Genomic DNA, 1,270 nt, shown 5'->3' on the forward strand with positions numbered 1-1,270 from the left:
AGTAGGTAGCTTAACCGCAAGGAGGGCGCTTACCACGGTAGGATTCGTGACTGGGGTGAAGTCGTAACAAGGTAGCCGTATCGGAAGGTGCGGCTGGATCACCTCCTTTCTAGAGTTTGCAGGTTCTTCGGAACACTTCAAGCGCTCACACTTATCGACTGTAACGAGATAGAGAACAGCATAGGGTCTGTAGCTCAGCTGGTTAGAGCACCGTGTTGATAACGCGGGGGTCGTTGGTTCGAGCCCAACCAGACCCACCAAGACATTGGGGGATTAGCTCAGCTGGGAGAGCACCTGCTTTGCAAGCAGGGGGTCGTCGGTTCGATCCCGTCATCCTCCACCACTGCCTTTACGAATGAGCAGGCTTATTCGTAAATGTTGTTCCGTTCTTTAACAATCTGGAAGAAGTAAAGTTTTATTAAGCGTGTAAGAAATTACACACTTAGGGTAGTAAAACTCATCATCACATAGTAGTAAATGCTTGAACTATAGCCGTCAAGGTTATAGGGACAAGTGAATAAGTGCACATGGCGGATGCCTTGGCGATTACAGGCGATGAAGGACGTAGTAGCTTGCGATAAGCTGCGGGGAGCTAGCAAACAAGCTTTGATCCGCAGATTTCCGAATGGGGAAACCCGGCCCTTAGGGTCATCACTCACTGAATACATAGGTGTGTGAAGCGAACGCGGCGAACTGAAACATCTAAGTAGCTGCAGGAAAAGAAATCAACCGAGATTCCCAAAGTAGTGGCGAGCGAAATGGGAAGAGCCTGTACGTGATAGTCGTTTGGATAGTGGAATGCTCTGGAAATGGCAGCCATAGCGGGTGATAGCCCCGTACACGAAATTCAAGCGGTGGTACTAAGCGTACGACAAGTAGGGCGGGACACGAGAAATCCTGTCTGAATATGGGGGGACCATCCTCCAAGGCTAAATACTCGTAATCGACCGATAGTGAACCAGTACCGTGAGGGAAAGGCGAAAAGAACCCCGGGAGGGGAGTGAAATAGATCCTGAAACCGTGTGCATACAAACAGTAGGAGCCTCCTTGTGGGGTGACTGCGTACCTTTTGTATAATGGGTCAGCGACTTACATTCAGTGGCAAGGTTAACCGAATAGGGAAGCCGTAGAGAAATCGAGTCCGAACAGGGCGATAGTCGCTGGGTGTAGACCCGAAACCAAGTGATCTACTCATGGCCAGGATGAAGGTGCGGTAACACGCACTGGAGGTCCGAACCCACTAATGTTGAAAAATTAGGGGATGAGCTGT

At 49.9% G+C, this 1,270-nt stretch carries 2 tRNA genes and 2 rRNA genes; all 4 read left to right on the forward strand.

What is annotated here, in order from left to right:
* Positions 1-109 (forward strand): 16S ribosomal RNA (locus GM676_RS31275); the annotation flags it as partial.
* Positions 110-183: 74 nt separating this feature from the next.
* A tRNA-Ile gene (locus GM676_RS31280) sits at positions 184-260 on the forward strand.
* A 7-nt stretch (positions 261-267) separates the two neighbouring features.
* Positions 268-343: transfer RNA gene (locus GM676_RS31285), tRNA-Ala, on the forward strand.
* 164 nt (positions 344-507) lie between these two features.
* Positions 508-1,270, forward strand: a 23S ribosomal RNA gene (locus GM676_RS31290); the annotation flags it as partial.

The organism is Duganella radicis (assembly GCF_009720825.1).
GTDB classification, from domain to species: domain Bacteria; phylum Pseudomonadota; class Gammaproteobacteria; order Burkholderiales; family Burkholderiaceae_D; genus Rugamonas; species Rugamonas radicis.